Origin of the sequence: Nonomuraea sp. NPDC049400 (genome assembly GCF_044466425.1) — a bacterium.
Lineage (GTDB): Bacteria > Actinomycetota > Actinomycetes > Streptosporangiales > Streptosporangiaceae > Nonomuraea.
This window is the reverse complement of the sequence record NZ_JBITMP010000008.1, coordinates 113,196-137,353: the sequence shown is the minus strand read 5'-3', so window position 1 is coordinate 137,353 and position 24,158 is coordinate 113,196. Positions and strand designations below refer to the sequence as shown.

Annotated in this window: 24 protein-coding genes; 13 read left to right on the top strand and 11 right to left on the bottom strand. The window is 71.7% G+C overall.

What is annotated here, in order from left to right; genetic code table 11:
• Positions 1-62: 62 nt before the first annotated feature.
• Genes ACIBVN_RS14290 through ACIBVN_RS14275 form a run of 4 tightly spaced genes read left to right on the top strand, consistent with a single transcriptional unit; the run spans position 63 to position 5,362 of the window.
• On the top strand, positions 63-2,123 hold the full coding sequence (locus tag ACIBVN_RS14290) for a hypothetical protein (RefSeq protein ID WP_397136230.1): 2,061 nt from the start codon (positions 63-65) through the stop codon (positions 2,121-2,123).
• Positions 2,124-3,353 carry a CHAT domain-containing protein gene (locus ACIBVN_RS14285; protein ID WP_397136228.1) on the top strand — a complete coding sequence of 410 codons (1,230 nt, stop codon included), beginning with the start codon at positions 2,124-2,126 and terminating at the stop codon, positions 3,351-3,353. It abuts the gene before it with no gap.
• Between the two features lie 13 nt (positions 3,354-3,366).
• A complete protein-coding gene (locus tag ACIBVN_RS14280; protein WP_397136226.1) occupies positions 3,367-3,882 on the top strand; it encodes a hypothetical protein in 516 nt (171 codons plus the stop codon).
• A 1-nt stretch (position 3,883) separates the two neighbouring features.
• Positions 3,884-5,362 carry a hypothetical protein gene (locus tag ACIBVN_RS14275; protein WP_397136224.1) on the top strand — a complete coding sequence of 493 codons (1,479 nt, stop codon included), beginning with the start codon at positions 3,884-3,886 and terminating at the stop codon, positions 5,360-5,362.
• Here ACIBVN_RS14275 and ACIBVN_RS14270 read toward each other — a convergent pair.
• Entirely contained in the window at positions 5,310-7,172 is a 1,863-nt protein-coding gene (locus ACIBVN_RS14270) for a hypothetical protein (protein ID WP_397136222.1), read from the bottom strand. The two genes, ACIBVN_RS14275 and ACIBVN_RS14270, sit on opposite strands and share 53 nt — an antisense overlap.
• 49 nt (positions 7,173-7,221) lie before the next feature.
• Here ACIBVN_RS14270 and ACIBVN_RS14265 point away from each other — a divergent pair, with 49 nt between their 5' ends.
• Positions 7,222-9,192, top strand: a complete 1,971-nt coding sequence (locus ACIBVN_RS14265) for a hypothetical protein (RefSeq protein WP_397136220.1) — start codon at positions 7,222-7,224, stop codon at positions 9,190-9,192.
• Between the two features lie 10 nt (positions 9,193-9,202).
• On the opposite strand, the gene ACIBVN_RS14260 is transcribed toward ACIBVN_RS14265, so the two are convergent.
• Positions 9,203-10,096 (bottom strand): LysR family transcriptional regulator, encoded by an 894-nt coding sequence (locus tag ACIBVN_RS14260; protein ID WP_397136218.1) that lies wholly within the window; start codon positions 10,094-10,096, stop codon positions 9,203-9,205.
• Between the two features lie 85 nt (positions 10,097-10,181).
• On the opposite strand from ACIBVN_RS14260, the gene ACIBVN_RS14255 reads away from it, so the two are divergent.
• From ACIBVN_RS14255 to ACIBVN_RS14230, 6 genes are all read left to right on the top strand, one after another.
• On the top strand, positions 10,182-11,060 hold the full coding sequence (locus tag ACIBVN_RS14255; protein ID WP_397136216.1) for an EamA family transporter: 879 nt from the start codon (positions 10,182-10,184) through the stop codon (positions 11,058-11,060).
• A 36-nt stretch (positions 11,061-11,096) separates the two neighbouring features.
• Entirely contained in the window at positions 11,097-11,900 is an 804-nt protein-coding gene (locus ACIBVN_RS14250; RefSeq protein WP_397136214.1) for an SAM-dependent methyltransferase, read from the top strand.
• A 269-nt stretch (positions 11,901-12,169) separates the two neighbouring features.
• A complete protein-coding gene (locus ACIBVN_RS14245; RefSeq protein ID WP_397136212.1) occupies positions 12,170-14,638 on the top strand; it encodes a nitrate- and nitrite sensing domain-containing protein in 2,469 nt (822 codons plus the stop codon).
• Positions 14,631-15,056: a roadblock/LC7 domain-containing protein gene (locus ACIBVN_RS14240; protein WP_349452275.1), complete on the top strand. Its 426-nt coding sequence runs from the start codon at positions 14,631-14,633 to the stop codon at positions 15,054-15,056. Before ACIBVN_RS14245 ends, ACIBVN_RS14240 begins: the two co-directional genes overlap by 8 nt.
• A complete protein-coding gene (locus ACIBVN_RS14235; RefSeq protein ID WP_397136210.1) occupies positions 15,053-15,403 on the top strand; it encodes a DUF742 domain-containing protein in 351 nt (116 codons plus the stop codon). The genes ACIBVN_RS14240 and ACIBVN_RS14235 overlap by 4 nt, the downstream gene beginning before the upstream one ends.
• Positions 15,384-15,965 (top strand): GTP-binding protein, encoded by a 582-nt coding sequence (locus tag ACIBVN_RS14230; RefSeq protein WP_397136208.1) that lies wholly within the window; start codon positions 15,384-15,386, stop codon positions 15,963-15,965. The genes ACIBVN_RS14235 and ACIBVN_RS14230 overlap by 20 nt, the downstream gene beginning before the upstream one ends.
• 14 nt (positions 15,966-15,979) lie before the next feature.
• Here ACIBVN_RS14230 and ACIBVN_RS14225 read toward each other — a convergent pair whose 3' ends face one another.
• From ACIBVN_RS14225 to ACIBVN_RS14210, 4 genes are all read right to left on the bottom strand, one after another.
• A complete protein-coding gene (locus tag ACIBVN_RS14225) occupies positions 15,980-16,780 on the bottom strand; it encodes an SDR family oxidoreductase (RefSeq protein ID WP_397136206.1) in 801 nt (266 codons plus the stop codon).
• Positions 16,773-17,990: a PP2C family protein-serine/threonine phosphatase gene (locus ACIBVN_RS14220; protein ID WP_397136204.1), complete on the bottom strand. Its 1,218-nt coding sequence runs from the start codon at positions 17,988-17,990 to the stop codon at positions 16,773-16,775. Before ACIBVN_RS14220 ends, ACIBVN_RS14225 begins: the two co-directional genes overlap by 8 nt.
• A gap of 36 nt (positions 17,991-18,026) precedes the next feature.
• Positions 18,027-18,590 carry a hemerythrin domain-containing protein gene (locus ACIBVN_RS14215; RefSeq protein WP_397136202.1) on the bottom strand — a complete coding sequence of 188 codons (564 nt, stop codon included), beginning with the start codon at positions 18,588-18,590 and terminating at the stop codon, positions 18,027-18,029.
• A gap of 117 nt (positions 18,591-18,707) precedes the next feature.
• Entirely contained in the window at positions 18,708-19,037 is a 330-nt protein-coding gene (locus ACIBVN_RS14210; RefSeq protein ID WP_397136200.1) for a hypothetical protein, read from the bottom strand.
• Between the two features lie 118 nt (positions 19,038-19,155).
• On the opposite strand from ACIBVN_RS14210, the gene ACIBVN_RS14205 reads away from it, so the two are divergent.
• Positions 19,156-19,944 carry a class I SAM-dependent methyltransferase gene (locus ACIBVN_RS14205; RefSeq protein ID WP_397136198.1) on the top strand — a complete coding sequence of 263 codons (789 nt, stop codon included), beginning with the start codon at positions 19,156-19,158 and terminating at the stop codon, positions 19,942-19,944.
• 15 nt (positions 19,945-19,959) lie between these two features.
• Here the strand turns inward: ACIBVN_RS14205 and ACIBVN_RS14200 are convergent, their stop codons facing one another.
• The 4 genes from ACIBVN_RS14200 to ACIBVN_RS14185 form a co-directional block, all read right to left on the bottom strand.
• Positions 19,960-20,601, bottom strand: coding sequence for a dihydrofolate reductase family protein (locus ACIBVN_RS14200; protein ID WP_397136196.1), 642 nt, complete (start codon positions 20,599-20,601; stop codon positions 19,960-19,962).
• Positions 20,602-20,751: 150 nt separating this feature from the next.
• A complete protein-coding gene (locus ACIBVN_RS14195) occupies positions 20,752-20,946 on the bottom strand; it encodes a CsbD family protein (protein WP_397136194.1) in 195 nt (64 codons plus the stop codon).
• A gap of 104 nt (positions 20,947-21,050) precedes the next feature.
• Positions 21,051-22,013 carry a 2-hydroxyacid dehydrogenase gene (locus ACIBVN_RS14190; protein ID WP_397136192.1) on the bottom strand — a complete coding sequence of 321 codons (963 nt, stop codon included), beginning with the start codon at positions 22,011-22,013 and terminating at the stop codon, positions 21,051-21,053.
• Positions 22,014-22,101: 88 nt separating this feature from the next.
• Positions 22,102-23,016: a DNA-3-methyladenine glycosylase family protein gene (locus ACIBVN_RS14185; protein ID WP_397136190.1), complete on the bottom strand. Its 915-nt coding sequence runs from the start codon at positions 23,014-23,016 to the stop codon at positions 22,102-22,104.
• Between the two features lie 104 nt (positions 23,017-23,120).
• On the opposite strand from ACIBVN_RS14185, the gene ACIBVN_RS14180 reads away from it, so the two are divergent.
• Complete coding sequence (locus ACIBVN_RS14180; RefSeq protein WP_397136188.1) at positions 23,121-23,348, top strand: antitoxin; 228 nt, start codon at positions 23,121-23,123, stop codon at positions 23,346-23,348.
• A gap of 7 nt (positions 23,349-23,355) precedes the next feature.
• On the opposite strand, the gene ACIBVN_RS14175 is transcribed toward ACIBVN_RS14180, so the two are convergent.
• Positions 23,356-24,156, bottom strand: a complete 801-nt coding sequence (locus tag ACIBVN_RS14175; protein WP_397136186.1) for an MBL fold metallo-hydrolase — start codon at positions 24,154-24,156, stop codon at positions 23,356-23,358.
• Positions 24,157-24,158: the final 2 nt, after the last annotated feature.

Below are 24,158 nucleotides of genomic sequence, written 5' to 3'. Positions count from 1 at the left end.
CCGTTGTTCGGGGGTTCGGCCGATTCCCGCCACGGAACCCTGGAAACTGCGACGATGTCGGCATGCGGTTCTGGCCCGTGGTATATGCGGGTGTCGGCCTGCTGCCGACTGTGCTGGCGCTCTGGTTCGTGCTGCGCGGCTCCCCTGTGCCCGCGCCGCTGCTCCTCGGACCGGCTGTGGTTCTCACCATCGTGAACCTGGCTCACCTGCACGCCACCAGACGGCTCTCTCCGCTCCAGCGGGGGCGCGTCCTGGGAGGCGAGTGCTGGTGGCGCAACATCGCCTACGCCTACTCGCTGAGCCCGCTCGCCCCGTGGCTGGCCGAGACCTGGCACAGCTATCCGTGGCTGGAGCGCTACCAGTTCTGGCTGGCGTTCGTCCTGGTGGCCTGGCGATGGACGCCGCTGGGACGGTTTCTGGAAGGCGCGCGCGGCGTGCTGCCCAACGCCTTTCTCATGCAGGGCCTGTTCGTCTTCCTCGTCGCGATGTTCCGCGGCGACCAGAGCCTGGCAGTCTTCGCCGCCCTGCTTGCCGGGTTCTCCCTGCCGCTGGAGCTGCTCAAGATCAGGAGTCTGGCTCTGCCGTCAGACGTGATGCGCCGGCTCGACGCCCAGCGATTCGGCGACCGCCCCGGGGAGTACCGGGCCGAGGTGCTCCGATCCTGGTCCGGCAGCGCCCTGCACAGGCAGCGGTCACCCGTGGCGATCGTGTTATACCGGCTGGTACGGGGGCCGTGGCTGCGCCCGCGCGCGTTCGACCACCGGCGTTTCGCCGAGGGCACCCGGCAGTACAAGTACGACGAGCGCGCCAGGCGGCTCGCGGCCTGGAACCGGCTGCCGCCTGACCTGTCGCTGGTGCACACGCTGTGCTACGAGGGATTCTCGGCCGCCCAGGCGACCAAGCAGAGCGAGCAGCTGGAGAAGATCCATCCGACCGTAGCGCGTACGGGGGCGGCGGCCTTCCACTGGACGAATCTGGGCGAGGCGGTGATGAGCTCCGTCCGCCTCCTCTACCCCCACACCACCGCGCGTGAGCAGCGCGCGCTCGACCTCGCCGACGCCCACCTCGCGGAGGCCAGAGGGGACATCCACGACGTGCTCGGGCAGAAGGAGGAGGCGGCGCGCGAGAACCTGGCGGCGCGGCGGCTCCGGCTCCAGCACGGCCTGGTCAACATGGTGGCCGAGGAGCTGTCAGGCCAGGCGGCCGCAACCGTGGCCGCGACCATGTCCCAGCGGATGCGGCCCCAACAGGTCCTGGAGGAGCTGGAGCCGCTGGCGGCGCATCCCGGGCTCGTCCCGCTGACCCGGCGTATGGCGCTCACCGGGATCAGCACCTGCTACGAGTTGCTGGGCGACCGCGAGGCGGCCCGGCGCTACCGGCGCGAGGCCGAGGCCGTGCCCGTACGCCGGCGCGACGCCCTGCGGATCTACCGGGAGGCCCGCCAGGCGGGGACGGAGCCGGCCTGGCCACCCTCCCACCTGGACTCGCTCGCGATCTACGAGCTGATCAACGTCGGGGCCGACCGCCTCTTCGGGGTCGACCTCTACACGGTCGACCTCGGAGAGCGGCGGATCCCGCCGCTGGTCGTCGCCAGGCACAACGAGCAGGCGGGAAAGCTGGCCGAGGCCGGGATCAAGTTGTGGATGGCCGGCCAGGCCATCGACGGAGCGGCCAAGGTCCGCGAGGCGGCCGATCTCCTGGAGCGCGAGAATCAGCCCGTCCACGCCTGCTGGGCCCTGCTCGACCTCGGCTTCGCGTTGCGCCGGCTCGCCCCTGCCGCGGCCTACGCCGACCTCGCCCGTGGCCTGGAGATCCAGCAGCGCCTCCGGGGGGCCGTCGCCGACGCCGATCTGCGGCTGGCCTCGGGCGTCACGACGCAGCGGATCGTCACGGCGATGATCTCCCTGCTCGCCGAGGCGGGTCCCCATCCCGGGGACGGCTGGCCGGAGCGGCGGGCGGCCACCGTCTTCGCCCTGTCGGAGACGGCGCGCTCCCGTGTCCTGCTGGAGCTGCTCGGCGAGCCGCTGTTACGGCAGGGACGCAACGAGCCGATGACCTATCAGCAGCTGCACGAGTTCCTCCAAGCCGAGAGCGCCCGGACGATTGACCCCGAGGAGGCCTGATTGACCGGACGGATGATGCTCGCCGAGTACTTTCTGACGGAGAACCAGGCGGTCATCATGATCGCTTCAGCCGACCTCCAGGAGCCCGAGCTGGTGACCGTCAGCTGCTCGCTGGCGTCGGTGAGAGCCCTGGTGAGCGAGCTCACCGCGGCCCTGGAGTCCGCTCCCAAGCAGCCGGCCGCGCTCGCCCGCATCGCCGACCTGCTCTCCGACGACCTCCTGGTCGACCTGGTCACTCCGGTCGCCGACCGGCTCGCGCCGGGCGACCGGCTGTGGCTGGTGCCCCACGACGCCCTGCACCGCGTGCCCTTGCACGCGGTCGGTCCCGGCCTCGCCGCGCACTCCGTCGCCTACGCGCCCAGCGCGTCGGTGCTGCGCTACTGCCGGGCCAACCGGGGCGGCGTACGGCGGGGCGCGCTCGTCGTGGCCGACCCGCCGGCCACCGAGAAGCTGACGTTCGGCGGCGCGCAGGCGGCCCTGCTCGGCAAGCTGTTCGCCACCGAGACCCTCGCCGGACCCGAGGCGCTGAGCACCACGCTCACCGAGCGGCTGGCCGCCACCCCGCCGGACATCCTGCACGTGGGCAGCCACGGCGTGTTCGACGCGACCGCGCCCATGCGGTCCGGTGTGCTGCTCGCCGACGGGCTCTTCACCGCCGAGCGCTTCCTCGGCCTGCGCCTGACGGGGACGCTGGTGGTGCTGGCCGCCTGCCGTACCGGGGTGGCCGCCAACCGGCCGGGGGACGAGCTGCTCGGCCTCGTACGGGCCGTGCTGCACGCCGGGGCGCCCGCCGTGCTGGTGAGCCTCTGGACAGTGGACGAGCTGGCCACGACCCTGCTGCTGGGCCGGTTCTACCAGGCCCTGGCCGACGGGACCAGCGCGATCGACGCGTTGCGTGCCGCGCAGGCGTGGCTGCGTGAGGTGCCGGCCACCGAGGTGCTGGGTTACCTGGCCTCCGTCGCGCCCATGGTGAGCGGCGAGGCCGGAGCCCGGCTGCTGGTGGCCGAGGCGCTGATCCGGCTGGCCGCCCGAGACTTCGAGGGAGCCGCCGCCGCCTGCGCCGCGGCACTCGAGACCCTCGCGGAAGAGCACGTCAGGCGCACGGCTCAGGCGCTGCGGCAACGGGCCCTGCTGCTGGCGGCCGGCGGCGCCGCGCCCGACCTCGACCGGCCCGTGTATCCCCATCCGTTCTTCTGGGCGGCGTTCGTACTGATCGGCGACTGGTACTAAGAGGAGGCGTGTGATGACGGTCAAGTCGGCCGCGGACGTGATGCTGACCGCGTACCGGACGGCGCTCGGCGAGGCGGCCCCGGAGCGCTCGGATGACCTGCTCGTGGTGGTGGACGGCGACGGCGGACCGCGCTGGGTGGTCGGGCCCTCGGGTCCCGGTCCGGTGGTGGCGGTCGGCCCCGACGAGCCGGTGACCGGGCTGGCGGCTAGCCCCGGCGTGCTGCGGCTGCTCAACGGAGGGCTGCCGGCCGTCCTGGTGGTCGAGGACGGCCGGCTCATCGGCGTTCTGGAGCCGGACGGCATCCGCGCGGAGCTGTACGAGGCGCTGGAGGAGGACGGCGACGCGATCGGCACCGTGCTGGACGGCAGTGACTGGGAGCTGCACGGCCTGCCCAACCCGCCAACGGGGCTGATCCAGGTCACGTGCGCCGCCTGCGGCCACGCCGGCGTCATCGAGGAGTATCCGCCGCCGGACGGTTTGTGCCCGAACGGCGGCGACCACCTGCTCGTGCCCGGTTGGGCCCAGTAGCGTGACCGGCCTGCTCGACGGAGCCGCCTCCCTGCTCGACCGGCGGCAGCTCACCTCGGTGTGGGTGCCTCTGGTGGTCTTCCTGGCGGGCCTCGCCGCCGTCGTCGCCGCCGGCGTGGGCTGGGGCGAGAGCCTCGCCTGGTGGAACGGCCTGGCCACCGAGACGCGGGTGCTGCTCGTCCTGGCCGTGGTCCTGGTCACGGTCGTCGCCGGACACCTGCTCAGCGCCGCCAGGGCAGGACTGGTGCGCTGTTACGAGGGTTACTGGCCCGGCTGGCGCGTGCTGCGCCCGCTGCGGACCAGGCTCCTCGCCCGCCACCTGACGGCCCAGCGCGCCCGCGCGCCGGGCGACCCCGAGCTGTTCCTCACCTATCCCCGATCGGCCGGGCGCACGCTGCCCACCAGGCTCGGCAACATCCTGCGCGCCGCGGAAGAGCACGGCGACCGCTACGGGCTCGACACGGTCAGCGCCTGGCCGCGGCTGTACAGCGTGCTGCCCGACGCCTTCCGCGCGTCGTTCGCGCAGGCCGCCGCGGCGCTGGAGACCGCCGTCACGGTGAGCTTCCTGAGCGCGGTGTTCGCCGTGGTGGGCGGCCTCGCCGGCGTGCTGCTCCTGCCCGGGCCCGGAGCGGCCGTGTGCGTGTGGGGCGGCGCGCTGCTGGCCGTGCTGGGCTACCGCGGCGCGGTGCGCGCGGCCAGGCCGTACGGGCAGCTCGTCAGGGCGGCCTTCGACGTGCACCGCTTCCTGCTGCTTGAGGCCATGCGGCTGCGCCTGCCCAACGGGCCGGGGCAGGAGCTCGCGCAGTGGCACCAGCTCGGCAAGCTCTGGTACCAGGGCGCCGCCGACTTCGACCAGGTCCACGCGCTGCGGTACCCGGCCGAGGGCACGCCGCCGGAGCCCGTCAAGAAGGCGCCCGCCAAGGTCGCGGCGGCGCCGGCCGAGGCCGGGCCCGAGCCGCGGCGTTCCCGGATCCGCGCCGCCCTGACCGTCGCCGTGCTGGCGATCGGCGGGCTGGCGTGGGTGGCCGCGGCGGCGCTGCCGCCGCTCGGACCCTCGGACGCCGGGGTGGTGGCCGCGAGCGATCTGCCGGCCTTCCAGGTGCTGGCGAGCGGCTCCCTGCGCCAGGTGGAGGGCCCGACGAAGGTCGCCGATCTCGTCGGCCGCTACACGCTGCGGCCCCTCGCGCGCCAGGCCCCGGTACGGCCGGCCGATCTGGGGCCGCGCGTGGGCGGAGCGCTGGCCGGGCGGGCGGTGACGACCGTGACGATCGATGCCGGCGCCGACCGGATAAGACGGGGCCAGATGGTGGGCGTGCGCACGTCGACGGCCGCGTTCGACGGCCTGATCGTGCTGGACGTCCACGTGCCCACGCAGAAGCTGATCGTGGCCGTGCCCGCGGACGACCTCGACACGTTCGCTCAGGAGGTCACGCCGGCTCCGGCGCGTCTTGTCCTCCCGCTGAGACTTGCGGGGAACTGACCGGCCGGCGCTCGGTGAACGCGGACCAGGCCTCCTTCACCTGTTCGCGCACCCCCCGCAGCACTTCGGCGTCGATCGGCGAGGCGCCGGGCACCAGTGGCCCGGCAGGCAGAACGGCACCCTCCTCGGCGCAGACCGCGGCCCGCTCGTCGTCGCCCGCGGCCAGCGCGCACAGTCCCGCCACCGCGTACACCCACTTGAGCACACCCGGTGCTAGCTGGAGGCCGGGCGGGATCCTGATGAGCTCCTTGTGGGCGGCCTCGGGCTCCCCGGAACGCAGCAATACCCAGGCCGTGCCCACCCGGCAGGTGGCGGCCAGCTCGGGCAGGCTGAGTGCGCGGTAACGCTCGTTCGCCTCGCGCCACGCCCGGACGGCGTCCGCCCACTGCTCGGCGTAACCCAGCACGAGGGCCCGGCTCAACGCCAGCTCGGCCCGCACCTGGCCCAGCTCGCCCGCGACGGCCTCCGCCCGGCCGCCGGCCGCCCTGGGCAGGACCTCGGTCTCGGCCAGGTCGAGCGCCTGGGCCGCGATCTGGGTCCAGCGCAGCGCCGCCAGCCCGGTGAGCGGCTCGCGCAACTCGGCGTCCCTGCCCAGCGGGTCCACTCCCGGGATCATCCGCCCGCGTGCCGACTGCACCGCGAACCCCAGGTAGATCCGGGCCAGGTCGAAGCCGGCACCATGGCGGAGCACCTCGTGGAGCCAGGGACCGAAGAAGCGAAGGCGTTGGACCGGGGTCCATTGGATCATGTACGCCGCCCACCGGCGCTGGATGTCGGTGGGAATGCCGCGCTCCGCGAATCCGGCGATGAACAGCTCGGTCTGGATGACCAGGAACGCCGCCTGCAGGACGCCGGGCGCGGGATGGAAGACCGCGGCCGTCCAGAACGGGAACAGGCCCAATCTGGTGACCGGCCTGAGCGGCACGATGTTCCAGCGAACGCAGGCGGTCACGACAGCGGAGAGCACGATCCCGCCGAGCCAGCCCGACAGCACGCTCCCCTCCCACCACTCCGCGACGACGGCTCCCACGGGGCCTGCCGCGACGACCGCGGCCAGGGCGACGGCCGCGGCCATCCAAGCTCTGACCATCCGGCGCACCCACCGGTGGATGGGACGCGTGCGCAGGTCCGCCACCAAGAGCTGGGTCGCCACCAGGCCCGCGCACAACCCCTGGAGCGCGGCCTGGTCCTCGTAGGGTTCGAGCAGGATCGCGGCCATGGGGGAGACGATCGTCAGAATCGACACCGCGAACCAGAACCGATCGACCGGACGCGGCGGGCGCAGGGCCTGTCCCCACCGGTTGAGGTGATCAAGCATGGCGATCAGCGACCGCCATTTCTCCTGGCCGGTGTGTGCCAGCCGGACGAGATAGCCGGCCAGGACCGGCAGGGCCCAGTGCAGCAGCAGCCCGGCGTCGGGCCGTACCAACGTGAAGACCACGGCGGCGGCGCAGGCTGCCTCCGGCACCCTGATCAGCTGAAGCCGGAGTTGTGGTCCCGCGCCCTCCGGCTGCTGGACCGAGCGGGGCAGCGGCACGCCGATCAGGCCCACCGCCAGGCCCAGTACGGTGAGCACCGGGGCGGGCGTCGCCGCCATCGGCGTGGCGGCGAGCCATGTGACCGCGCCGAAGAGCAGCAGCGGAATGCGTACGGCCCTGAGCCGATCGCGAAGCCGGTCCGGACGGGCGACGAACTCGACCACGAATACGCGCGGATCGTCGCGGCGCGCCCTGATCCGGGTTTCGAGCAGGGCACACCCACCCGCGACGGCCGCCAGCGCAAGGCCCCACACCTGAAGGGGGATCGGCACGCCGTCAGTGTCTCAGCGGTCACGTCTTGTGGCCAGAGGAATTCGCGATGTGCTCGACGAAGCAGGCGTTCGGGACGACGATGAGCGCATGCGCCTGTGGCCGTTCGTCTATGCCGTGCTCGGCCTGCTGCCGACGGTGCTCGCCGTCCGCGCCGTGGTCACGGGGTCGTCCGTGCCCGCCGGCCTGCTGCTGGGGCCCGCGGCGGTCATCACGGTGCTCAGCCTGCTGAGCCTGCGCTCGTCCAGGGTGTTGCCGCGCGCCCAGCGCGGCCGCACTCTTGCCCTCGAATCCTGGGGCGCGGTGTACGCCTTCGTGATGGCGGGCACGTTCGGCGCCGCTCTGGCCGGTTGGTGGCACGGCCTGCCATGGCTGCACGCCAACGACGTCTTCGTCGCGCTTGTCCTCGTGGTCCTGGTCTTCCTGCCGGGGCAGGAGCGGCTGATACGCGTCCCCCTGCTCAGGCCACTGCCCATCATGATCAGGGCCCTCACCGACAAGGGGCTTTTCATCTTCCTCGTCGCGCTCGCGGCCGACGACACCTGGGTGGCCAGGCTCGCGGCGTGGCTGGTGGCGTTCTCGGTCGTGCCGGAGCTCGTGACGAACGCCGCCGCGCGTGACCCGCTGTGGCGGCCGCGCAGGCTGGGCGCGCGCCGGTTCCTCGACGCGCCTGCGGAGGAGCAGGACAAGGCCATGGACTACTGGGTGAGCGAGTACGTGCGGGGACGGCGGGTGCCCAACCTGGCATTCGTGCACACGCTGTGCAACGAGGCGTCGTTGGCGGTCAGAGGCGGGGATCCCAATCCCGAGCTGGCCCTCATCCAGCCCACGCCCCGCCGTCCCGGCCCGGCGGCCATGGCCTGGCTGGACCCGGCCAAGACTCTCCTCGACCGAGCCTCAGCGGCCCTGGACGCACCTGAGTCGCCGGATGCGGCGCCCACGCCGGCCGTACGGGCGCTGGACCTCGCCTGGGCGCACTGGCACGAGGCGCACACCGAGATCGACCTGAACGCCGGCCATCGCGAGGAGGCGGGCACCCACATGCGCCTGACCCGTGAGCTGCGCGTGCGCCACGGACTGGCCGACCTGTGCGCCTTCAACCTGGCGGACGAGACCATGAACGCCGTGCAGGGCACCAGCTCCCAGACGATGCTGCCCGACCAGGCGCTCGAGCAGGTCCAAACGATGCTCCAGCTGTCCGGCCTGAGCCCGGCCGCCCGCCGTGTCCTCCTCATCGCCGCGGGCTGCTGCCACGAGTCGCTCGGCCGGCACGCCGAGGCCGAGAAATGCCGCCGTGAATGGCGGGCGATCCGGGTGCGCCGCCGCGACCTGCGCGCACTCGTCCGCCAGGACCGCCTGGCCGGCAGTCTGACCGTGTCCGCCCGCTCGCACCGGCTCATGATGGCCCTGTACGAACTCCTGGACCGCGTGGTGCAGGGCATGGCCTTCGACGACGTCTACGACCAGGGCGAGACCCCCATGCCCCCGCTCGTCCTGGCCTCCTACTGGCCCGACGTTCCTCAGCGTGCCCTGGTCAGGCAGGGCATCCAGCAGTGGATGCTGGGCAACCTGGACGGCGCCGAGAAGAGCATGCTGCGGGCCGTGGAGATGCTGGAGGCCGACAACCTGCCCATCTACGCGATGTGGGTGCTCATGGAGCTGGGCTCGGCGCAGCGCAGGATCGACCCCGCCGCCTCCTACGCCAACCTCACGCGGGCGCTCGCGATCCAGCAGGACCTCAGGACCCGCATTCAGGACTCGGACCTCCGCCTGACCACGGGCGCCACCACGGAGCGCCTCACGCGCACCCTGACCGATCTGCTCCTCGGGGCGGACCCGGGCCCCGGCTGGCCGTCGGACCGCCCGGCGACCGTCTTCCAGCTCAGTGAGCTGTCCCGGTCCCGTGTCCTGCTCGAACTCCTGGGCCTGCGCTCGGAGCCGGCCGATCCCTTGTCGTACGCCGAGCTACGAGGGCTGCTGCGCACCGCGGACCTGGACCTGTCCGGCGCGGGGGAGCGCTGACCGCCGCCGATCACGGCGGCGTGCTCGCCTGGCCGGTCATATGGTCGACGAAGAGCCGTACGCCGGGCCAGTCCCATCCGCCCGGCCGGGTGACCGCGTACATGCGACGCCGCGCGTCGATGCCGGACAGCGGGACGAAAGCGACGTCTTCGCGCGCGGGCAGGAAATCCGGCACCAATGCGATGCCCAGGTCGGCCTCGACGATGTCCAGCACCAGCTCCAGGCTGTCGGCCCGATGGGCCACGAGGGGCGTGAAGCCGGCCAGCGCGCAGACCCTCGCCACGAGCTCGTCGTCGGCCTTGCCGCGCGAGTTGAGCACCCACGACGAACCGGCGTAGGCGGCCAGCGCCGCCGGGGAATCCACCTCCGCCGGCACGTGGCCGTGTGCCGGCACGGCCAGCACCAGAGGCGTCTCGCAGAGCAGCAGCGAGGGGCTGTCGCAGCTCCAGGGCACCAGGTTGTAGTCGTAGACGAAGCCCAGGTCGATCAGCCCGTCGTCGAGCAGGCCAAGCACCTCGTCGGGCTCGTGCTCGTGCAGCTGCGGCCGCAGCGCCGGATGCGAGCGCCCCAGCAGACGCGCGACCGGCAGCAGGTCACGGGAGATGGCCCCGGCGTAGGCCGCGATGCGCACCACCCCGCTCGGCTCGGCCTGCGGATCCAACGCCGAGCGTGCCTCCGCCACCGCCGCGAGGATTCCCCTGCCGTGCTCGGCCAGCCTGCGCCCGGCCGGGGTGAGCCGTACTCCGCGGCCCGCGGGCTCGACCAGGGCCGTGCCCATCTCCCGCTCCAGCGCCGCGAGCTGCTGGGAGACGGCCGAGGTGCCGTAGCCGGTGGCCGCGGCCACGGCGCGGAGCGTGCCCCGCCGTTCGAGCTCGACCAGCACGCGTAGCAATCGAGTGTCCACGTGGCCAATTATCCGCTGATCGTGGACAAACAGTCCACGATGACGTGGTGGACGCGGATGGTGGGGATCGGCTGACATATATCGCGTGACAAATGCCTCCCTTATCAAGATCTCGCCGGCCGCGTCCCGCCACCAGGTGGGGCCGGTGGCGATGGCGGTCGGTTCGATGGCCTGCGTACAGATCGGGGCGGCGGCCTCCACCGGGTTGTTCTCGAGCGTGGGGCCGGCCGGCAGCTCCTGGCTCAGGCTCAGCTTCGCCGCCGTGCTGTTCGTGGCCGTCGCCAGACCGCGGGTCTGGGCCATTCCCCGCGCGGACCTGGGCTGGTCGGTGGTGCTCGGCGTGGTCACCGGAGCGATGACGGTCCTGTACGTGGAGGCCATCGCGCGCATCCCGCTGGCCATGGCCACCGCGCTGGAGTTCCTCGGGCCGCTGGCGGTGGCCGTGCTGCGCCGCTCAGGACGGTGGGGCCTGGTGTGGCCGGCGCTGGCGCTGGCCGGTGTGCTGGCGCTGACCAGGCCGTGGCAGGGTGACGCGGACCTGGCCGGGGTGGCGCTGGCGCTCGGCGCGGCCTCCTGCTGGGCCGCGTACATCCTGCTCACGCAGCGGGTGGGCGAGCGGCTGCCGGGCGTGCAGGGGCTGGCCATCTCGATGCCCGCCGCCGCGGCGGCCACGGCGGTGGTCGGCGTGCCGCAGGCGCTGCCCGGGCTGTCGGCGCAGGTGCTGTGGCAGTCGGCGGCGCTGGCGCTGCTGCTGCCGGTCCTGCCCTACACCCTGGAACTGCTCGCCCTGCGTCGGCTGCCCAGTGCGGTGTTCGGCGTGCTGATGTGCTTGGAGCCCGCGATGGCGGTGCTGGTCGGCCTTGTGCTGCTCGGGCAGGCGCCGGCTGTGGTCCAGGTGGCCGGGATCGCGCTGGTGACGGTCGCGGGGATCGGCGCGAGCCGCATGGATCGTTCGTTGCGCTAGCTTGGGAGGCGGATGATCACTAATGGAGGCCGGGTCATGACGGAGCAGGGCGGTGGCGTGTCGGCGGGGATCGACGTCACCAGGCCGAGTGTCGCCCGTATGTACGACTACTACCTCGGAGGAAAGGACAACTTCGAGATCGACCGGGAGTCCGTGCGGCGGGTCGAGAAGGCGATGCCCGAAGTCCGTCAGCTGGCCCAGGAGAACCGGGCCTTCCTTCGCCGCGCGGTGCGGTACATGGCTCGGCAGGGGATCCGGCAGTTCATCGACATCGGCTCCGGTCTGCCCACCGTGGGCAACACACACGAGATCGCCAAGCAGATCGTCCCGCACGCCCGCGTGGTCTACGTCGACAACGACCCGGTCGTGCTGCAGCACGGTCGCGCGCTCCTGGCGACCGACCAGCACACCGCGGTGGCCGCCGCCGACATGCGGCGCCCGGCAGGGGTTCTGGACCATCCGGAAACCGCCAAGCTCATCGATTTCAGCGAGCCGGTCGGCGTCCTGATGATCGCCATGGTGCACTTCCTCACCATGGACGAGCAGGCTTCGATCATGAGCGAGCTGCGTGACGCCCTGTCGTCCGGGAGCCACTTCACGGCCACACACGTCACCCGCGACGGTCACTCGGCGGACGCGGTCGCCCAGATCGAGACCGTGTACGCGGCCACGCCGACGCCCATCTACTTCCGCGAGCACGCGGAGGTCGCCCGCTTCTTCGATGGGTTTGATCTGGTAGATCCCGGTCTGGTCACCATCGACACGTGGCACCCCGACCCGGACGACCCGGCCCCCGCGGCCACGAGGTGGCTGTACGGAGGTGTCGGCCGCAAGCCTTGAGAGCCACCCGCGGGTGACGGCGGTCGTCATTCCGAGTCCGATTCTGATCACTCTGCGTGAGATGTCAACCGTTACGGTCACGAACCGTGTGCTGACAAAGAGTCAACCCGCCATTCGTGTTGATTCTTCGCATCCGCACCTTGAAGTACATCTGCCCCATCGGCATAGTGGACGGACCACAATGCCAGTCGTGGTGGAGGTTCTCGGGGGCGGTGCCGGTTCACGACTGCCCAGCGGCGCATCGCCATGCGCGGAATTGGACAAGAAGGATGAACTCGCCCCCACCGATCCGTACCAAGCTGCTCAGGATCCTCCTGCTTCCGCTGGTCTCCATGGTCGCCTTGTGGGGGTTCATCGCCTACTCGAGCGCGTCGGAGATCGTCACGGTCTCCCAGGCGCAGGACCGCTGGGAGGCCATCGGCTCGCCGGTGCTGCAGCTGATCGTCGAGTTACGGCGGGAGCGCCAGCTCTCGGCGGAGGCGCCGCGCGGCACGGCGGCGTACGCGCCGCTGATCGCACAGCGGCGGACCACCGACGCCAAGGTCGAACGCCTGAGCCAGATCATCGGGTCCGTTGACGCGCAGTCGGCGGGCGCGACCCCGGCCCAGGTGCACACGCTGTTGCAGTCGCTCGACGGACTGCAGGCACTGCGCGAGTCCGCCGACGGCGGCGCGCTCGCTCCGTCGCTGGCGATCATCGACGCGTACAACAACCTGATCAGCGTCGCCAACCAGCAGTTCAACGACCGCGACGCGCTGAGCGACGTCTCGTCCTTCCGATCGGTGCGCGGCATGGCCGCCTACAGCGCCTCGGCCGAATACCTGGGCCGCGAGCACGCCGTGCTCACCAGCACGATGGTGCAGCGGAGGATGACGCCGACCGACCGGGCAGCGTTCGTCGCCGCGTTCACCAGCCGCAGGATCGTCTTCGCCAACGCCGAGCGCGACGTCGGTCCCGAGCTGCGGGTGAACTTCGACAAGCTGGTCGACAGCGGCGCGTACCGGCGGCTGGTGCAGACGGAGGACGAGCTGTTCACGTGGGACACCAGCGGTGGCGCGCCGCCGGTGGACCCCGCCGAGTGGAAGAGCGACATCGACTCCCTCATCGGCGCGATCGACCGCGACACCCAGGCGGAGCTGGCCCGCACCACGGCGGAGGCCGAGGCGCTGAAGACCGGGGCGTACTGGCGGATCGGACTGGTCCTGGTCCTCGGCCTGGCGGCGGTGCTGGCGTCGGTGACGCTGTCGTACCGGTTCGGCCGCTCGCTGATCTCCGAGCTGCGGCGGCTGCAGGGGTCGGCGGTGGAGCTGGCCGAGCAGCGGCTGCCCTGGCTGGTCGAGCGGCTGCGCCGCGGTGACGACGTGGACCCGGCCACCGAGGCGCCCGACCTCGCCCCCGCCGACACGGCCGAGGTCGATCGGGTGGTGCACGCGTTCGCCGCCGTACGCCGTACGGCGGTCGAGGCCGCAGTGGGCCAGGCGACGCTGCGCAAGGGCGTCGGCCAGGTCTTCCTCAACCTGGCCCGGCGCAACCAGGCGCTGCTCCACCGCCAGCTCGCGCTGCTCGACACCATGGAGCGCCGGGTCGACGAGCCGGACGTCCTGGAGGACCTGTTCAAGCTCGACCACCTGACCACCCGCATGCGGCGGCACGCCGAGAACCTGATCATCCTGTCCGGCTCCGTCCCCGCGCGGCGCTGGCGCGACCCGGTGCCGCTGTTCGACGTCGTACGCGCGGCGGTGCTTGAGGTCGAGGACTACACCCGCGTCACCGTCGTGCCGATGCCGGGCGCCCCGCTCCTGGTCGGCGGCGTGGTCACCGACGTGATCCACCTGGTCGCCGAGCTGGTGGAGAACGCCACCGCCTTCTCCCCGCCCGACACGACCGTGCACGTCCGGAGCATGACGGCGGCCAACGGCTTCGCGCTCGAGGTGGAGGACCGGGGCCTGGGGCTGAACCAGGCCAACCTCGACGAGCTCAACGCCAAGCTGGCCGACCCGCCGGAGTTCGACCTGGCCGACAGCGACCGGCTCGGCCTGTTCGTGGTGTCCAGGCTCGCGGCCCGGCACGGGATCAAGGTCTCGCTGCGCCGCTCGCCGTACGACGGGACCACCGCGATCGTGCTGCTGCCCGCCACCCTGCTCGCCAACCTCCAGCCCCAGGTCGTGGCCCCGGCGGAACGCCAGGCGGAGCACGCCGTCGCCCGCGTGAGCAGGCCCATGCGCGCGCTCGGCACGGCTCCCGCCGAGGCCCGGTCCCAGGTCGTCTCCGCGGAGTCCGAGCGCGGGACGTGGTTCGAGGCTCCCGCGCCGAGGACGGATCCGATGACGAGGACGGACCCGATGACCGATTCCGGGCCGCAGCCCGAGCATGTCACCGAGCCGCGGCCCGAGCCTGTCACCAGGCCGCACCCTGAGCCTGTCACCGGGCCGATTCCGACGCTTGTTCCCGGCTCCGCCACGCCTTCCAGCCCGTCCGCCGAGTGGAGCGTCACGGTCCCGGCGCAGGCGGCGGACGAGGACCTCGACGGGCTGCCGATGCGGGTGCCGCAGACGAACCTGGCCCCTCAGCTCCGTGCCGCCGCCGGGCGCGCGGATCGGCGCACCGTCCCCGGGCGCTCGCCGGAGGAGCTCGCCCAGCTCATGTCGTCCATGCAACGCGGCTGGCAGCAGGGTCGCCGCCAGGCGGAGCAGGGACGAGATCTGTGGAACCGAAAGGACGACCATCCCGATGCCTGACCCCAAAAGTGAACTGAGCTGGCTGCTCGATGACCTCACCCAGCGCGTTCCCGGCATCAGGCACGCCATCGTGCTGTCCGCCGACGGGCTGGCCATGGGCGGCTCCCGGGGCCTGACCCGGGAGGACGCCGAGCACCTTTCCGCCATCTCCGCCGGCAGCCACAGTCTCGCCATGGGCGCCGGACGGCACTTCGGCCTGGGCGGCGTACGGCAGACGATCATCGAGATGGAGGAGGGCTTCCTGTTCGTCACCGCGGCCGGACAGGGCGCCCGGCTGGCCGTGCTCGCCTCGGGCGACGCCGAACTGGGCATGGTCACGTACGAGATGGCACTCCTGGTCAAGCGGGTCGGAGAGCACCTGTCCGCGCAGCCGAGGGGAGCGGCGCCGGCACCCGCCTGGAACGGCGCGACACCGTGAGCGGAGGGGATCCCGGGCCGCTGATCCGGCTGTTCGGGCTGACCGGGGGCCGGGCGAGGCCGCAGGGCGAGTCGTTCGACCTGGTGGCCATCGTCACGACGGTCAGCGGCTCCTTCGAGGCCGCGGAACTGATCCCGGAGCACCGCACCGTGCTGTCGGTGTGCCGGACGCCCACGCCCGTGGCGGATGTCGCGGTGCACCTGGAGTTGCCACTCAACATCACCCGGGTGATCCTGGGCGACCTGCGGCGGGAGGGGCTCGTCACCATCGAGCGTCCGCGCCCCGTGGCGCAGACGATCGACGAACGGATTTACAGGGAAGTTCTGCATGGACTACGCAGCCTCTGAGCCGGGGGCGACGGCGGTCGCCTCCGCCCTGGCCATCAAGATCCTCATCGCGGGCGGCTTCGGCGTCGGCAAGACGACCATGGTCGGCACGATCAGCGAGATCCGGCCACTGCACACCGAGGAGTTGCTGAGCGAGCGGAGCGTCGGGGTGGACGACACCTCGGGCGTGGAGTCCAAGGTCACGACCACCGTCGCGCTGGACTTCGGCCGCATCACCATCCGCGAGGGGCTGTGGCTGTACCTGTTCGGCACCCCCGGGCAGGACCGCTTCTGGTTCATGTGGGACGAGCTGGCCCTGGGCGCGCTCGGCGCCGTCGTGCTGGCCGACACCCGCCGCCTGGATGACTGCTTCCCCGCGGTGGACTACTTCGAGCAGCGCGGCGTCCCGTTCGTGGTGGCCGTGAACTGCTTCGACGGCGCCCGCCGCTACGACCCGGCCAAGGTGCGGCGGGCGCTCGCGCTGAACGAGAACATCCCGATCGTGCTGTGCGACGTGCGGGAGCGCGCGTCGGTCAAGGAAGTGCTCACGACGCTGGTCACGTACGCGGTGAAGGGCGTCTGACCACAGCAGGCCACTTATCCGGAACGCCAGCCGCCCGAGTCGAGGGCGCCGGCTGCCTGCGGGCCCATCAGCCCCAGCCCGCCGTCGACGAACACGGTCGTCCCCGTGACATAAGACGAGGACGGGCTCGCGAGGAAGGCCACGACCGCGGCCACCTCGCGGGCGTCCCCGGGCCGGGGCACGGGGTAGCCTGGCCTGGTGCCGGGCTGCGGCGGCAGGTCCTCCTGCCCGGTCATCGGGGTGGCGATCTCGCCGGGCGCCACGGAGTTCACGGTGATGCCGTGCTCCGCCAGCTCCAGCGCCAGGACCCGGCTGAGCATGCGCAGCCCGCCCTTGGCCGCGCAGTACGGGCCCGCGCCGACCCTCGGATACTCCTCGTGAACGCTGGTGACGTTGACGATGCGGCCACCCCTGCCCGATGCCACCATGCGCCTGGCGGCCCGTTGCGCGCACAGGAACGCCCCGTCGAGGTCCACCGCCAGGACGGAGCGCCAGCGTTCGTAGCCGATCTCGAGCAGCGGCTCGCTCGTGCCGGTGCCGGCGTTGTTGACCAGCACACCGACCCCGCCCAGCTCATCGGCCAGCTCGTCGACGACCGCCGACGCCCGCTCGGGATCGGTCAGGTCGTGCCTGCGCACCGCCGGCACCTGGCCCAGCCCGCGTACCAGGCTCGCTGTGTCCTCCGCGCCCTCGCGGTCCATGTGGTACGTGATGCCGACATCGAACCCCTGCTCGGCCAGGGCCACGGCGGTGGCCTTGCCGATGCCGGAGTCCGCCCCCGTCACGATCGCCACCTGGTCGTAGGCGTCACTCATGATCTTCCCTTCGGAAAGCCGATCCGGCGAAACCGTGCCATTCGGTCGCCACCACGGTGGCGTCGTCGTGCAGCTCGCCGTCGTGGTAGTCGAGGATGCCCCTGATCAGCCGGCGTAGCGTCTCCGGGACCGGCAGGCTGGAGCTGCTCTGGCGCACGATGAAGTCCACGAATCGCGTAAGCCCGAACTCGCGGCCCTGGGCGGCGCCGGCTTCGACGATGCCGTCGGTGTACAGCAGCAGCCGATCGCCCGGCTCCAGCTGCTCGCGGCAGACCGTGACGGGCATGTCGAGGTCCAGGCCGAGCGGGTGGGCGGGCGGGCACGTCAACGTGGTGATCCAGCGGCCGCCGCGGATCAGCACTGGCAGCGGGTGGCCGCGGTTGATCCAGGTGAGCAGGCCGGTGCGCAGGTTCAGATCGGCCATGACGGCGGTCACGTACCGGGTGCCGCGGCCGAACTCGCTGATCAGCACGCGCTCGATCGCCTGGCTGTTCGCCGTGAGGTCCATGTCCTGGCGGCGGTGATTGCGGCTGGCGGCCATGGCCAGGTTGGCCGTCAGGCCCGCCGAGACGTCGTGGCCCATCGCGTCGAAGACGGCCAGGTGAAGGGTGTCGCCGTACAGGGCGTAGTCGAACACGTCGCCGCCCACCTCGTAGGCGGGCTCGAGCACGGCGCTCACGGTCACTTCCGGGGTGGCGAACGTTAGCGGCGGGAGCAGCCGCCACTGCATCTCCGCGGCCACGTTCATCGGTCTCGAGCGCACCAGGCGCTGATACTGGTCGCTCTGCGTGCGCTGGCTGACGACGAGGAGTGCGATCAGCCCGGCCAGGTGGACGGCGGCCGGCGGGACCTCGGCCGCGTCACTGCCGACCCGCAGCAATCCCAGCCGCTCGGTGCCGTCCAGCAGCGGAACCCACCAGTAGCGCTCGCCCCGGTCCCCGCCCTGCGGCAGGACGCGTACCTCCTGGAAGGCCCGTCCTGCCAGGGTGCCGTCCACCCGCATCTCGTCGGCCGGCTCGTCATCCGCGTCGTGGGACTTCAGCCGGCGCAACGTCACTTGCTGCAGGTCCGCCAGGTAGATCGCCACCTCCCCGAGGCCGGCCAGCGCGGCGCTCTCGGTGGCCAGCGCCGGCAGGCGCTCCAGCGTGCTCGTGTGGCTGGCCTCGAGCAAGGTGACCAGCATGCGCTCGATTCCGCAGGATTCGCTCATGCCTCCCTACCGGTTCATCACCGACGTCGTGACGGGTCAGGAGCGTCCCCGGCCGGTGATGGCGTCCCGGATGCGGTCCACGAGCCCGGCTCCCGGTGCCAGCAGCTTGTTGGCGGGCGGGGTGTCGGGCGCGGCGGGGTGCGGGCGGGTCGGGGCCAGCTTCTTGGCCTGCTGGACCTTGCCGCCCAGCTCAGTCAGCTGCTCAGGCGTGCAGGCCTCGCGCAGCCGCGGGAACAGGTCGTTCTCCTCCTCCCGGACGTGGGCGCGGATCTGGCTCATCAGGAGCTCCATGGTGGGCCAGAACTCCCTTTCGTTCGGCTCCAGGGCTTCCAGCCGCTTCATCGTCTCCTCGGCCTCGGCGTGCTCGGTGATCTCCTGGTCGGCCAGCTTGTTGCCGCCAGGCACGTGCTCGCGCACGGCCGGATACAGGTACTCCTCCTCGGCGATCGAGTGCCGGACCAGCTCGATGACCACCTTTTCCGCCAGCGTCTTGGCCGGCTCACCGATGCCGCCGATCATGTGCTCCAGCTCGCCGAACATCTGCTCGACCTCGCGGTGATCGGTCACGAGGACCTCGATCACATCCTGTTGTGTGGCCATGACGGCTCCCTCCGTGTCGTCTGGCTTGCGCCCGCGGACGACAGCGGGCCTATCTTGCCCCGTGCCCAGTGACAGGGGCCGAAACGTGCCGGAGGGCCGGCGCGGACCAACATGCCGTCAAGCCGTGGCAACCCAGGGCAGATCGCGGACCGACGGGTGCTGGCGGGTGGCCGCGCCCTCGTCGGCCGGCTCCTGAGGGGGGCGGTCATGAGCCGGGTCGTCGTGATGAATGGGGTGAACGGTGATGAGGAGATCGGCCAGGGCGGCGTGGACGTAGGCGATGGCCTGCGTCAGCTCCTCGCGTTCGGCTGCGGCTGTGGCGGAGTGATCGAGCTGGCGGGTCAGCGTTCGCAGCCGCGTGCCGAACCGGGCGCACTCACCGATGACGTACGTGGCGACTTCGGCGATATCAGCCCCATCCACCGGTTGGTGATCGATTGTGCTCATCCCGTAACACTAGGTTGATCCGTTCGGCAAGGCCGCAAGGCGCGTATACCGGCGGCGAGAACTTGACCTGCGCATTAAACCGTTTGTGGGCCATATAGGCATTCCGCCACGATCAGGTATGACGGTGACACGGGAGCTGCTCGCCTACTACGAGCAGGACAGGGAGCACGCCCGGCTTCGCGAAGGGCGTGGCCGGTTGGAGTTCTGGCGCACCCAGGACGTGCTGCGCCGCACGCTGCCGCCGCCACCCGCTCGGGTGCTGGACGTGGGCGGTGGCACCGGCGTGCACGCCGAGTGGCTGAGCGCCGACGGCTACGAGGTCGAGTTGCTGGACCCGGTCCCGCTCCACGTGGAGCGGGCCGCGGGGCTGACCGGGGTGACCGCGCGGCTGGGTGACGCGCGGCAACTGCCGGTGCCGGACGCGAGCGTGGACGCGGTCCTGCTGCTGGGCCCGCTCTACCACCTGCACGAGCGGGCCGATCGGGTGCGGGCGCTGGCGGAGGCACGGCGTGCCGTACGGCCCGGCGGTCTGGTGGCGGCCGCGACCATCAGCCGCTATGCGGCCGTTCATGACATGGTCTACCGGGGTCATTACCTGGAGGAGCGGCATCGGCAGGCCGCGCACGCAGCCATGGTGGACGGGGTCATGCTCTCTTCCATGCATGGCTTCACCGGCTACTTGCACGATCCGGACGAGGTTCCCGGGGAGTTCGCCGACGCCGGGTTCGCCCAGGTGGAGCGATACGGGCTGGAGGGAGCCTTCTGGCTCTACGGCGACGTCGACGACTGGCTTGACGACCCCGAACGCCGAGCCCTCATGCTCGGCGCCCAGCGCTCGATGGAATCCGTCCCGTCCCTTCTCGGAGTCAGCGGCCACCTGCTCACCGTCTCCCGGCGGGAGCGGTGACCATGCGCCCGGCGGTTACGCGACGGAGCCGTAGGAGGGCTTGCCGGCCCACTCGTAGGTGATGTAGACGACGCCGGCGTCGGTGGTGGTGGTGCCGGTGTGCTTGAGCGCCGCCGGGGTGGTTCCCTCGGCGAAGAGCCGCTTGCCCTCCCCGAGGACGACGGGGAAGACCAGCAGGCGGTATTCGTCGACCAGCTCGGCCGCCTGCAGCGAACGGATGAGGTCGCTGCTGCCCTGGACGAGGATCTCGCCGTCGGTGCTCCGCTTGAGCTCGGCCACCGTCTGGGCGGCCTCGCCCACCAGGACCTGGGTGTTGCGCCACTCGGCGGTCATCGGCGTCCTCGTGGTGACGTACTTGGGCATGCTGTTGATCTTGGCGCCGCCCTCCTCGTCGGGCACGCTGGGCCAGTACGAGGAGAGGATGTCGTACGACTTGCGGCCCAGGAGCATGCCGTCGGCGCGGTCGAGCTGGTTCCCCATGATCTGGCCGAACCCCTCGTCCACGTACGGGGGCAGCCATCCGCCGTGAGGGAAGCCGTTGGAGTCGTCCTCGCCGGGCCCGCCGGGAGCCTGCATGACGCCGTCCAGCGACACGAAAGTCGAAACCACCAGTTTGCCGGCCATCTGCCACTCCTTGTCCGAGACCCGTTGTTTCATGTGCCCTCAGTGTGGCAAAGGCCGTTTAAGGATTCCTTACGGCTTCCCTAAGGTGCGGGCGGAGACCGGCGGCGGCGCGGAAGGGCACACCCAAAGCGACCCGCCCTCGCGCCGTAGGACGTGAGGGCGGGTCCCTACCCTGAGCGGCCGTCACTTCTTGAAGACGCCCTTGACCTTCCGGCCGGCGTCCTTGATCTTCTCTCCGGCCTGCTTGGCGCCTCCCTTGGCCTCGTCGGTGCGCCCCTTTTCCCGCAGCCGTTCGTTGCCGGTGGCGTGCCCGATCGTCTTCTTCGCTCGCCCCTTGAGCTCCTCGGCCTTGTTGCGGATCTTGTCCTTGGCGCTCATGTCCATGCCTTTCTGGTCGTATCCTCCGGAAGCTCCGTATCCCCCGGACGCACTTCCACTTTCCGGACAAACGACGCAGAAACCCCGGCGCTCGCGCGGGATCCTCAGTTCACGGGCGTGAGGGGGGCGCGCCCGGCGAGGACGGCGGCCGCGTTCGCCACCGACAAGCCGCACATCCGCTCGCGCGTCGCCGTTCCCGCGCTGCCGATGTGCGGCGTGAGCACGGTGTTCGGGAGCTTGGCCAGCTCGGGGTCGACCCGCGGCTCGTCCTCGAAGACGTCCAGCCCGGCGGCGGCGAGCGCCCCCGACCGCAGCGCCTCGATCAGCGCCCGCTCGTCGACGATGCCGCCCCTCGCGGTGTTGACCAGGATCGCCGTGGGCTTCATGCGGCGCAGCGCGGCGGCGTCGATGAGGTGCCGGGTCTCGGGCGTCAGCGGGCAGTGCAGGGTCACCACGTCGCTGCGCTCAAGGAGCTCGGGCAACGCCACGAACTCGACGCCGAGGCGGTCCTCGTCGGTGAGCGGCGAGGACGTGGGCGTGGCGAGAACGGACATGTCGAACGCCCGTGCGCGACGGGCCACCGCCCGCCCGATCCTGCCGTACCCGACCACGCCGAGGGTCGCGCCGGCGCTGAGGTCGATGCCGAGCATCATCCGCGGCCCCCAGATCCAGGGGGACCCCTCGCGGATCAGCCGGTCGCCGTCGAGCACGCGGCGCGAGGTGGCCAGGATCAGCGCGAAGGCCAGGTCGGCGGTCGCGCCGTCCAGGACGCCGGGGGTGTTGGTCACCCGCACGCCGCGCTCGGTGGCGGCGGCCACGTCGATGTTGTCGTAGCCGACAGCCGTGTTGGCGACCACGCGCAGGCCGGGCCCCGCGGCGTCGAGCACCTCCGCGTCGATCCGCTCGGTCAGCGTGCACACCACCGCCGCCGCGCCTGCCACGTCGCGCAGCAGCGTGGCGCGGTCGGGCGGCTCCTCCCCGCCGGCGATCACGGGATGGCTCAGCTCGCGCACCTTCGCCATGGCGGCGTCGGTCAGCGTGCGGGTGACGTAGATGTGGTTGTCCATCTGCCCTTCTCCGTCGATGGGACCGGCCCCCACTACTATGCCGCGACCGTTAGCGGCGGGCGGCGGCGGGATCGGGCCGGAGCCCGCCTCACCGGGCCGCCGCTCGTTCCTGATCGTCCGTGACGCCGTAGGCGGTCGCCCGGAACAGGAAGGAGGCCCAGGAGCGGTAGGGCCGCCAGGCCTCGGCCAGCTTCCGGTACGCGGCCGAAGGCGCGTCCTCGGGCAGGCCGTACGCCTCGCGCAGGATGCCGAACAGGCGTGGCTCGTCGCCGGGGAACGCGTCGGGGGCGCCAGCGCCGCGGATCAGGATCAGGCCAGCGGAGAACGGCCCGACGCCGGGCAGGGCGCGCAGCTCGGCGAGGGCCTCCTGCGGGTCGAGCGCGCGCAGGTGCTCGGTGGTCAGCAGGCCGTCGAGCGCGGCTCGGGCGAGGCCGCGCAGCCACTCCTCCTTCTGCGCGGGCAGGCCCAGCCCGCCGGCCTCCAGCAGCGTCACGGGCGGGGGGAAGGCCGCGTACGTCCGCCCGTCCACGGTGACCTGCGCGCCGTGGCGCTCGGCGATGCGTTGCTTGATCCGGGAGGCGATGAGCATCGAGGAGCGCTGCACGATGACCGCCCAGCACGCGGCCTCCCACGGGCTCCAGAAGCAGACCGGGCGCAGGCCGGGGGAGAGCCGCTGCAGGTGGCCGAGCACCGGGTCGGCAGCGCCGGCCGTGCTGCCGAGCGCGGCGAAGCCGGTGCCGTCGACGTCGAGGGAGAGGATGCGCGCCACCTCACCCCGGATGCCCGGCCCGGCAGGGCGGGTGGTGGCGACGGCCACGCCGCCCGGCGCGGCGGTCACTCTCACACCGATCGGCAGCCAGTCGGACTCGGCGCAGTAGGCGAAGCGCAGCGCCTGCCCGTCGGACGGCAGCGTGCTGGTGGCCGGCCAGTCCTCGACGAAGCGCAAGGAGGCGCCGAAGTCGAACGGGCCCTCGGCGGTGAGAGTGAATCCGTGCGTGGTCATGCGCCGCATGGTAGGGGTCCGGGCCGACATACCGGCCCCCCGGGCGGTGAATGTGCTGGATGCGGGGGTAGGGGCCGAGCGTAGCCGGAAGGAAGGGGATGGTCATGGGCCGCATAGGGGAGTGGCTGAAGAAGGCGGAGAGCCTGGCCAGAGGGCATTCCAAGCAGGCAGACCAGCTGCTGGACCGCGCCGAGAAGATCGCGAAGGAGCGGACCGGCCACAAGTACGACGAGCAGATCTCGAAGGGCGCCGACGCCGTGCAGCGCCGCTACGGCGGTGGCCGCGGCGAGGGCGGCGTTCAGGAAGAGAAGCGGCGCGAGGGCGGCAGCTGAGCCACGCTTACCTGTCCTCGACGAAGGTCAGGTAGCGGTCGGCTGAGCGGCGGACGGCCTCCGCGCCGTCCGCGAACACGACGCGCTTCCACCAACCCCCATAAACCCTGTCGAACGCGTACGGCTCCAGCAGGTCCAGGGCACGGCGCACTACGTGCGGACGTTCGGGGATGAAGTTCGGGTAGCTGTACATGAAGCTCACCCAGCGCCGGTCCTGGACGACCGTGAGGATGTCTCCCGAGAACAGGGCGCCCTGGGACGACGAGTGGAGCACCTGGCCGCCCTCGAAGTGCACACCCGCGTTGATCAAGGTGAGGTCCTCGGACAGCCGGTGCGTGTCGCCCTCCCAGAAGACCACCGAGTCATCGGGCCTGCCCACCCACTGCCGGTCGGAGGCGTGGATGTACACGGGGGCGTCGAAGGCGTGCGCCCACTCGATCATGGAGCCGTAGAAGTGGGGGTGGCTGATGGCGATGGCCGCCACCCCGCCCAGCTCCCTGACCTGGGCGACCAGGTCGTCATCCAGGTAGGAGACCATGTCCCAGAGCACGTTGCCCTCGGGCGTGCGGATGAGCAGGGCGCGCTGGCCGATGGCCGTGGGCGGGGCGGTGCCGACGCCGATCACGCCCGGGCCCTCCTCCTCGACCCGGCCCCGATGGCCCTCGGCCGCCAGGCCCGCCATCGTGGTCCACTGCTGGCCGTCCCAGCCGACGTACTGGCGCTCGTCCTCGCAGATCGGGCAGTGGGGGCGCGGCTCGCCGTACTGGACGCCGCATGTGCGACAAATGGGCAGATCCGACGGTGGCATGC

Bases quoted from the DNA above. Each gene is read 5' to 3' on its own strand.
- ACIBVN_RS14290 (WP_397136230.1), top strand. From the start codon at position 63: ATGCGGTTCTGGCCCGTGGTATATGCGGGTGTCGGCCTGCTGCCGACT.
- ACIBVN_RS14280 (WP_397136226.1), top strand. From the start codon at position 3,367: ATGACGGTCAAGTCGGCCGCGGACGTGATGCTGACCGCGTACCGGACG.
- ACIBVN_RS14250 (WP_397136214.1), top strand. From the start codon at position 11,097: ATGACGGAGCAGGGCGGTGGCGTGTCGGCGGGGATCGACGTCACCAGG.
- ACIBVN_RS14245 (WP_397136212.1), top strand. From the start codon at position 12,170: ATGAACTCGCCCCCACCGATCCGTACCAAGCTGCTCAGGATCCTCCTG.
- ACIBVN_RS14240 (WP_349452275.1), top strand. From the start codon at position 14,631: ATGCCTGACCCCAAAAGTGAACTGAGCTGGCTGCTCGATGACCTCACC.
- ACIBVN_RS14230 (WP_397136208.1), top strand. From the start codon at position 15,384: ATGGACTACGCAGCCTCTGAGCCGGGGGCGACGGCGGTCGCCTCCGCC.
- ACIBVN_RS14225 (WP_397136206.1), bottom strand. From the start codon at position 16,780: ATGAGTGACGCCTACGACCAGGTGGCGATCGTGACGGGGGCGGACTCC.
- ACIBVN_RS14220 (WP_397136204.1), bottom strand. From the start codon at position 17,990: ATGAGCGAATCCTGCGGAATCGAGCGCATGCTGGTCACCTTGCTCGAG.
- ACIBVN_RS14215 (WP_397136202.1), bottom strand. From the start codon at position 18,590: ATGGCCACACAACAGGATGTGATCGAGGTCCTCGTGACCGATCACCGC.
- ACIBVN_RS14210 (WP_397136200.1), bottom strand. From the start codon at position 19,037: ATGAGCACAATCGATCACCAACCGGTGGATGGGGCTGATATCGCCGAA.
- ACIBVN_RS14205 (WP_397136198.1), top strand. From the start codon at position 19,156: ATGACGGTGACACGGGAGCTGCTCGCCTACTACGAGCAGGACAGGGAG.
- ACIBVN_RS14200 (WP_397136196.1), bottom strand. From the start codon at position 20,601: ATGAAACAACGGGTCTCGGACAAGGAGTGGCAGATGGCCGGCAAACTG.
- ACIBVN_RS14195 (WP_397136194.1), bottom strand. From the start codon at position 20,946: ATGAGCGCCAAGGACAAGATCCGCAACAAGGCCGAGGAGCTCAAGGGG.
- ACIBVN_RS14190 (WP_397136192.1), bottom strand. From the start codon at position 22,013: ATGGACAACCACATCTACGTCACCCGCACGCTGACCGACGCCGCCATG.
- ACIBVN_RS14185 (WP_397136190.1), bottom strand. From the start codon at position 23,016: ATGACCACGCACGGATTCACTCTCACCGCCGAGGGCCCGTTCGACTTC.
- ACIBVN_RS14180 (WP_397136188.1), top strand. From the start codon at position 23,121: ATGGGCCGCATAGGGGAGTGGCTGAAGAAGGCGGAGAGCCTGGCCAGA.
- ACIBVN_RS14175 (WP_397136186.1), bottom strand. From the start codon at position 24,156: ATGCCACCGTCGGATCTGCCCATTTGTCGCACATGCGGCGTCCAGTAC.